The organism is Desulfotomaculum sp., from assembly GCA_003513005.1.
Taxonomy (GTDB): Bacteria; Bacillota; Desulfotomaculia; order Desulfotomaculales; family Nap2-2B; genus 46-80.
In genome coordinates, this window is record DOTD01000083.1 from 1 (window position 1) to 8,255 (window position 8,255).

General features: G+C 45.4%; 5 protein-coding genes and 1 pseudogene. 5 read left to right on the forward strand and 1 reads right to left on the reverse strand.

The genetic code is table 11. The features are described 5' to 3' along the window. A partial coding sequence (locus DEH07_10800; GenBank protein HBY04979.1) for a hypothetical protein occupies positions 1-181 on the reverse strand: 181 nt, incomplete at its 3' end. Between the two features lie 71 nt (positions 182-252). Between DEH07_10800 and DEH07_10805 the strand changes: the two are divergent. The 5 genes and pseudogenes from DEH07_10805 (at position 253) to DEH07_10825 (ending at position 7,743) form a co-directional block, all read left to right on the forward strand. Continuing rightward, positions 253-718: pseudogene (locus DEH07_10805) on the forward strand (hypothetical protein). A gap of 380 nt (positions 719-1,098) precedes the next feature. Then, positions 1,099-4,209: a heterodisulfide reductase gene (locus DEH07_10810; protein HBY04980.1), complete on the forward strand. Its 3,111-nt coding sequence runs from the start codon at positions 1,099-1,101 to the stop codon at positions 4,207-4,209. Between the two features lie 50 nt (positions 4,210-4,259). Then, a complete protein-coding gene (locus tag DEH07_10815) occupies positions 4,260-5,021 on the forward strand; it encodes a methyl-viologen-reducing hydrogenase subunit delta (GenBank protein HBY04981.1) in 762 nt (253 codons plus the stop codon). Positions 5,022-5,403: 382 nt separating this feature from the next. Next, complete coding sequence (gene pabB / locus DEH07_10820) at positions 5,404-6,906, forward strand: aminodeoxychorismate synthase component I (GenBank protein HBY04982.1); 1,503 nt, start codon at positions 5,404-5,406, stop codon at positions 6,904-6,906. Positions 6,907-6,912: 6 nt separating this feature from the next. After that, a complete protein-coding gene (locus DEH07_10825; protein ID HBY04983.1) occupies positions 6,913-7,743 on the forward strand; it encodes a hypothetical protein in 831 nt (276 codons plus the stop codon). Positions 7,744-8,255: the final 512 nt, after the last annotated feature.

Below are 8,255 nucleotides of genomic sequence, written 5' to 3' on the forward strand. Positions count from 1 at the left end.
CAGTTTCCCCCAGAGTGTCCACGCCCCCTCCGTCCGGCTCCACGACTAGAAGCGCTCCACGGTCTCCCGGATCAAATCTAAATCTCCAACCGAGAACATTCGCTCTCCAATCCAAACCGGCGCCTCCCATCATGCCGCCACGGTCTACCACCCCAAAACTTCTCTCCCACCCCACCTTCACTTTGTTAACCCTATCCTCTTTAATCCGCTACGGCTCCTAATTTAAATGACGACTGGCCGTGGGGATTATGGATCGGCTTTGATTTGCTCTGCGGAATCGCATTAGCCGGCGACGGCTTCAGCACTGCGCTGATCGTGCATGTTTTACACAAGGAAAAATATGCGCCAATTGCCCGTGCAGCGCTTGTAAAACGGTTCTTTCGAAAGTAATATGTTCCTTCTCGAGATGATCGGCGGGATAATCATACCGATTATAATGTACGCAATTCCTTCTATCAGAAAATCACAGCAGGGAGTTGCTGTTGCATCGTTTTTGGTGGTTGCCGGCGTGGTCTTTAACCGTGCCAATGTTAACTTTACCGGTATGGCTCAGGCCGTAGGCGGAAGCTATTTCCCAAGCATCTGGGAATGGGCAATCACTCTCGGTTTCTGGAGCTTTTTGGTCCTGGCCTACTGCTTCATAGCTGAGAACTTTGGCATTCTTCCCAAGGAAGAGCATGTAGTATCTCACGCAGCAGGGAAGAGTATAGCCGGTTAGTTTCTCACATTACAGTATATACTGTTCGGTATACGGGGGTTTTTGTTGTGGTATAAAGATAATCATACATTTCGGTTAAGCTAATCAGCCCTTGTTCTCGCCAGAAGGCGAGGCCGGGGACTTCATTTACCTGTGGAACTTTGGACAGACACTCGTATCCTAATTGTATAAAGAAAAATTAATAGCTTCAATAATTAGCTATTTAATAAATCTATTGGTATAATAAATGTATTCAATGATAAAATGAAAAATAACATTTTTAGTTTAATAATGAATTAAAAATGGTATAGGGGGTTCTTTATGCAGAAAAAAAATAGGTAAGCGCCGTTTCTCTTGTTCCTGGTTACTACGGACACAATAAAATCTTGAGGTGATAGAAAGTGGAAAAAGAACAGATTGAACAGCTTCGCAAGCTCCTTCCGGACAGCAACTTCGGAGATGTGCTGGTTGTAGGCGGAGGCATCAGCGGTATACAAGCCTCTCTCGATCTTGCCACTGTAGGTTTTAAGGTTTACCTGGTCGATTCAGCGCCGACCATTGGCGGTCACATGGCCCAGCTTGATAAGACCTTTCCCAGCAACGACTGCTCAATGTGTATCGAATCTCCCAAGTTCGTTGAATGCAACAGGCATCCCAATATAGAAATTATAACCTATACTGAAGTCGACAGTGTGGAGGGGGAACCGGGAGACTTCAAAGTGACACTGCTTAAAAAACCCAGATATGTATTAGAGGACAAATGCACGGGCTGTACTGTCTGCGTAGAGTACTGCCCGGTAAAATACCCTGACAAATTTAATCAGGAAATATCAGATAATAAAGCAATTCATATATACTTTGCCCAGGCTATTCCCCTTAAGCCTTATATAGATGAAAGCTGCCTTTACCTCAAAGAAGGCAAATGTTCTATTTGCCAGGGAGTCTGCCAGAATGACGCCATAGATTTAAAACAGAAACCGGAAAAGGTATTAATAAAAGTAGGCGCTGTAATTCTGGCGCCCGGCTACGAGCCGTTTGATCCCAAATTGAGGGAGGAGTACAGGTACGGAGAGTTTGAAAATGTTGTAACAAGTATGGACTACGAGAGGCTGTTATGCGCCACCGGACCTTACGAAGGTGAGATATTGCGCTCTTCCGACAATAAGCATCCCCATAAAATAGCCTGGGTTCACTGCGTCGGTTCCAGACAGGTTCTTCCCGGCGGTAACAGCTATTGCTCTGCTGTATGCTGCACATATACTCAGAAACAGGTAATACTGACAAAAGACCACGACACTGACGCCAGGTGTTACATATTCCATAATGATGTACGTTCCTATGGCAAAGATTTCGAAAGATTCTACCAGAGGGCGGAAAATCTTCCCGGGATTCAGTTTATCAGAAGCTATGTAACAATAGTAAAAGAGGACCCGGTAACCAAGAATGTAACCATACGGTATTCTACACCCGACGAGGGAGTAAAAGAGGAAGAATTCGATATGGTTGTATTATCAGTCGGGTTGAATCCTCCCCGTAATTTCAAAGACCTGGCAAACAGGTTTGGCATTGAACTCGAGTCCCATGGATTCTGTAAAGTAAATCCTTTTAATCCTATGGAAACATCCCGCCCGGGAATTTTTATAAGCGGCGCCTTCCAGGGCCCTCTGGATATTCCCGAGTCGGTATTCAGCGCCAGCGGCGCCGGTTCGCAGATCGGCGAACTCCTCAACTTCAGACGGGGAAATCTCGCCAAAGAAAGAATCTATCCGCCGGAAAAGGATGTTTTGCTGGAAGATCCCAAAGTGGGTGTCTATGTGTGTCACTGCGGCGCCAATATCGGAAGGATAGTAAATGTTCCTTCAACAGTTGAATATGCCTTAACATTGCCCAATGTTGTCCACGCAGAAGAAAATCTCTTTATTTGTTCCAGTGAATCCGCCGCGATGCTGGCGAAAGACATCCGGGAAAGAGGGCTCAACCGGGTAGTTGTCGCCGCCTGCACTCCAAGGACGCACGAGCCGCTGTTCCGGGACACACTCCGGGAGGCGGGAATTAATCAGTATTACTATGAAATGGCGAATATCAGAGAGCATTGCTCCTGGGTCCACTCCAGAGAAAAAGAGGAAGCCACGCGGAAAGCACAGGATATAATCCGGATGGCGGTAGCAAGGGCCTGTCATCTGGAGGCCCTGCAGGAATTTGATCTGCCTGTCGACAAGAGGGCTTTAGTGGTCGGAGGAGGCATAGCCGGCATGAACTGCGCTCTCTCCATAGCCAACCAGGGGCATGAGGTATACCTGGTGGAAAAGAATACGGAACTTGGAGGAATAGCGCGAAAACTGCATTATACACTGGAAGGTTTGGATGTTCAGGCTTATTTGCGTGATCTTATAAGAAAGGTATACCAACACCCCTTATTGCATGTGTATACCAATGCGACCATCACCGAGGCCAGCGGCTATGTGGGTAATTTCGTAACCAGGGTGAAGTCAGCCAGAGGTGTGGCAGAGATTAACCATGGAGCTACTATCATCGCTATCGGCGCTGACGTATATAAACCAACCGAGTACCTTTATGGAGAAGATGACAGGGTTATGACCAGTCTTGAGCTGGAGGAAAAGGTTGCCAGGAAAGAGGAAAGGGTGGTTAACGCCGAAAGCCTGGTAATGATCCAATGCGTGGGCTGCAGAAACGAAGACAGGAATTACTGCAGCAGGATCTGCTGCAGTCAGTCTGTCAAGAACGCCTTGAAACTGAAAGAGATAAACCCCGGCATGGATATATACATCCTTTTCCGGGATATGAGAACATATGGGTTCAAAGAGGACTATTACAGAGAAGCGGCAGGTAAAGATGTAAGGTTCATTCGCTATGAGCCCCAGGACAAACCCGTGGTGGAAGCTGTCCGGGAGGGCGGCAAGAGCGTTCTTAGAGTTACCGTGACAGATTATGTTTTGGAGAAGAAGCTTGAACTGGACGCCGATTTGATTGCCCTAGCCGCCGCTGTTGTTCCTTCCGAAGGCAGGAAGGAAGTAGCCGGATTATTCAAGGTAACTTTGAGCCCGGATGAATTCTTCCAGGAAGCCCATGTCAAATTAAGACCTGTTGACTTCGGGGCGGAAGGAGTTTTCCTCTGCGGATTAGCTCACTATCCCAAGCTCATCCCGGAATCGATCAGCCAGGCCTATGGAGCTGCCGGCCGGGCCTTAACGCTGCTCTCACACGATACAGTCACCGCTTCCGGATCTGTCTGCGAGGTGGATGAGGATAAGTGCATTTCATGTGGCGCGTGCATTATGGCTTGTACTTATGGCGCAATAGATTTTTATGAGACGCCGCAGGGCAGAAAAGCCAGGGTCAATGCAGTGCTTTGTAAAGGAGACGGCCTGTGCAACACAAAGTGCGCAACAGGAGCTATTTCTCTCAAGCACTATACCGACGAAGAACTCTTCAGCCAAATTATGGCGGCTGCAGGTAAAGATATCACACAACAAAATGCAGCCGAGGTTTGAAATAAATAGACAGAGCAGTGAATTAAAGAAAATCAAGGAGATGGGGAAGAATGGGTTCGGGATCAAGACCAAAGATACTGGGTTTTGTATGTAATTGGTGCTGCTACGGAGGAGCGGACCTTTGCGGGGTTTCCCGCTTTCAGTACCCTCCTTATATAAGGCTGATCAGGGTGATGTGCTCGGCCAGAGTCGACATGGCGCATATATTCCTGGCTTTATCAACCGGACAGGACGGGGTTTTCGTCGGCGGCTGCCACCTTAACGACTGCCATTATATTACAAACGGTAATTATGACGCTTTTGGTATGGTTTCTATCTGTAAAAAAATACTCGGGCACATAGGGGTAAACCCCGACAGGCTGAGACTGGAATGGGTATCCGCAGGTGAAGGAATCCGTTTCGCCAATATTATGAACGACTTCGGCGCGCAGATAGCAAAGTTCGGGCCTCTCGGCCAAAGTGAAGGAATAGGCGAACAGGTATTGAAGTTCAGGCTTGAAGCTGCGGCAAAGCTTGTTCCCTACATCAGGCTGGTACAGACGGAAAGGATGAGAGTGCCTGTAAGGACGGAAGAAGAGTATCAAAAGTTTTTCGCCAGTGACGAGTTCAACAGGTTGTTTGAGGAGACAATTGCAGAGAAATTGGCCATTGGCCAGATCGTCGCCCTTCTGCAGAAAGAGCCTCTTGCAACACCGGAGATCTCCAGGGCCTTAGGCCTGACCCCGTCCGAGGTGTCAAGGTTTTTGATCAGTTCGTCAAGGCAAAAGCTTGTCAGGTACGATGAAGGCATGAAGCGTTACGCTCTGGCATAGATGAAGAGAAGGCTGCGGAGAAAGATGTAGAGAAGAGAAAAGGGGAGAACAGGACTGGTGTCCTCCACGGGTTGCAGCCCCGTGGCCTGTTCTAATAAAATAAATGGGGGTCCGGTTCGATTCCGACTTCTCACCTCCAAGTCATATTATAATTAAGCCTAAAGCGCTAAGCTCCGGCGTAAAGCCGGCTGGATACCCATAATCAGGATTACATATGACATTGATCTTTTTTTCTGCTATACTTAAAAAGTAAAATTAAAAAGAAGAGAACAGTATAGTTTGCAGTCAGGATGAGTTTGAAGAGACGACTCGGAGTATTGGAGTGAGGACCAGCATTGCTGGTCTTTTTTATTTTTAGGCCTAAAAGGAGAAATGGTAAATAATGATATATATTCCACTAATAGAAAGGCGTAAATTAGCGGCCGATTTTATTTCTTTGTATGAACACTTAATTCGCTTACCAAACTCTTTTCTTTTAGAAAGCAGTCTTATGATCGATGGAATAGGAAGATATTCGTTTCTAGGCGCAGATCCGTTTCTAATATTCCGTTCCAAGAATCACTGCATACAGCTGATCAGCAACCAAAAATGTGTAACATTATCCGGAAATCCCTTTTCTAAACTAAAGGAATTATTAAACACTTACCGGATTGAAGAATCTAATTTACAATTTCCTTTTTGCGGCGGGGCGGCTGGCTTTTTTAGTTATGATCTGGGGCGGATATTAGAGAAGTTACCTTCACTGGCAGATGATGATTTGAATTTACCGGACATGTGCCTGGGTTTTTACGATTTAATCATCATGATGGATCATTTTACACAGGAAGTATATATTATTTCTACGGGGCTTCCTGAAACAGACCCCGATAGGGCCTACAAACATGCTGAGAAGCGTTTGCGTGATATCTGTAATGTTCCAATCAAGTATTTGCCGCAGATGGATGAATGTCCGGAAAAGAGGATGAAAGGGATTTCTTCCGGAAGAAGGTTAACGTGGGACACTGTTTTTGGCGCATATAAACCAGGTAATACTGATGCAAACAAAATGTCATGCCACTTTGACAAGGACAGCTATTGCAAAAATGTACAAAAAGCAAAAGAATACATCAGAAAAGGTGATCTGTACCAGGTTAATCTTTCACAGCGCTTCTCTCTTCCTTTGACGATGGAACCATGGACGCTATACCGCCGCCTGCGTTCAATAAATCCGGCGCCTATGGCTGCCTACTTGAATTTTGGCAGCATCCAGGTAATCAGCGCCTCACCGGAACGTTTTCTGAAAGTTGCCGGCAGACAGGTGGAAACAAGGCCTATTAAAGGCACCCGCCCTCGCGGTAAAGACATAAGCATGGACCAATGCTTGCGGGATGAACTGTGGAACAGTAAAAAAGACAGGGCTGAGCTGGTTATGATTATTGATCTGGAGCGGAACGATTTGGGACGGGTATGCGAGATTGGTTCGGTACAACCGCAGGAGTTGTTCAGATTAGATGAATACGCTACAGTATTTCACCTGTCCTCAATAATAACCGGGAAACTGCCGGAAGATAAGAACGTTGTTGACCTCTTAAGAGCTGCCTTTCCCGGAGGTTCCATTACCGGTGCTCCAAAAATAAGGGCAATGGAGATTATTGAAGAACTGGAACCTGTGAAAAGAGGAATCTATACGGGCGCAATCGGATACTTAAGCTTCAACGGCAATGCGGACCTGAATATTGCAATCAGAACAATAATTATTAAAGACGGGCAGGCTTATTTTCAAACTGGAGGAGGAATCGTAGCTGATTCCGACCCTCTCGCAGAGTACCGGGAAACACTTGATAAAGCCCTGGCCCTGATGGTAGCGTTAGGACTCGGCGGCAAGCCGGGCCATGAAAGGCTGTAATAATTCATGAATATAGTTTGTGTTAACGGCAGTTTCTTAGGTTCTGATCAGCCGGCGATTAACCCTTTAGATCAAGGTTTGCTATACGGATTCGGATTGTTTGAAACTATATTAGTAAAAGAAGGTTATCCTTCATTAATCTGGCGCCACTTCGACCGTTTATTTTCCTCCGCCGGAAAAATAGGCCTCACTGTTCCTTTTTCAATCAGCGAACTAATTTGGTTTGCAGAACAAACTATCGAGAAGAACAATATCAATACTGGCTCAATCCGCCTGACCCTCACTGCCGGCAGTGATATATCAGCAGCCTCAACTGCGCCTACCCTGATTATTTCCAGCCGGCAACCTTTAGCCTATACGCACGATCACTATAAGCAAGGCTTGACCGCAGGCTTTGCAGATATTAAAAGAAACGAACATTCTCCTCTGGTCAGGCTGAAAACAATAAACTATCTTGAAAACCTGCTGGCCAAAAGATACGCGCGAAACAGAGGCTGGGATGAAGCTCTGTTTTTTAACACTTCCGGCAATCTTGCGGAAGGTTCGACGAGCAATATTTTTTTAGTCAAGGATGGCGGGGTGATTACTCCAAACACGGAGCAGGGAATTTTGCCAGGAATTATCCGGCATATTTTACTGGAAAAATGTATAGCCATGGGTATTCCCGCTGAAGAAAGTATTATTTCAGAAAAAGAAGTCTGGGAAGCCGATGAATGTTTTCTTACCAACTCACTTATGGGCGTTATGCCCCTGGTGAAGATAAACGGGAATAAAATCGGTGACGGCAGGCCGGGTATAATATCCCGGAAACTTAGCAGCGAACTCAGTATAAGTTAAAACAACACATGACCGTCATTGAAAAAAGGCCGGGTCGCTCCAGTGAAGAACATTTAACCCAGCCTGACATCACCATAAGTCAGGCGACAACTAATATTGAAACGGACATTTTGTTATTTTAAACATCGTATTTCTCTGGACCTGTTTTACAGAATTGTTTATCACATTTTAGAGGTATTCTTTGCACAAACGGTATTAATAATATCAATCCGCCGTAAGAAAAGCCGGATATAATTGAGATAAGATAGCTCAGGAAAATTGCGATAAATAAAGATAATTTATTTAAAAACGTTAATTGCATGGTGGATACAAATCTGTTATAATAGAGATATTCTGAATAGAGATATTCTGTTTGAAAAAGTTGATAAATTGGTGATTTTGGCATTTTAAAATCCAAAACTTCTCCGTTATAGAGACCAATTTGGCGTTAATCAAGGGATTGACGATTGAACTATCGCCACTATGTAATTAGTGTTTTATTTATTTTTCATTTAAAACGTTAATCGCATGGG

Bases quoted from the DNA above. Each gene is read 5' to 3' on its own strand.
- DEH07_10815 (HBY04981.1), top strand. From the start codon at position 4,260: ATGGGTTCGGGATCAAGACCAAAGATACTGGGTTTTGTATGTAATTGG.
- pabB (HBY04982.1), top strand. From the start codon at position 5,404: ATGATATATATTCCACTAATAGAAAGGCGTAAATTAGCGGCCGATTTT.
- DEH07_10825 (HBY04983.1), top strand. From the start codon at position 6,913: ATGAATATAGTTTGTGTTAACGGCAGTTTCTTAGGTTCTGATCAGCCG.